We start from the raw sequence: 252 nt of genomic DNA on the forward strand, positions 1-252 counted from the left end.
GCGAGAAGACGGCATTTGCCTATTCCGACGATATTTCCGAAGCCTCGCTGCTGGATGCCGCGCGCACCGTGCGCTCCCGCTCGGGCGCGGCCCAGAGCAAGCGCGTGCGCGCCAATGCTCCCAAGATTGCGCAAAGCCGCTCGCTGTATCCCGGCCTGGACCCCATCGCCACGCTGGACAGCACGGCCAAGGTCGAGCTGCTGGGCAAGGTCGAGAAACTGGCCCGCGCCAAGGACCCGCGCGTGGTCCAGG

The 252-nt window shown here is 67.9% G+C and carries 1 pseudogene; it reads left to right on the forward strand.

Going from position 1 to position 252, the window contains the following annotated elements:
• A pseudogene (gene tldD / locus ACFIKI_RS08640) lies at positions 1–252 on the forward strand (metalloprotease TldD); the annotation flags it as partial.

It is taken from the genome of Bartonella sp. TT121SHDZB (assembly GCF_042193415.1).
Classification (GTDB): Bacteria; Pseudomonadota; Alphaproteobacteria; order Rhizobiales; family Rhizobiaceae; genus Bartonella.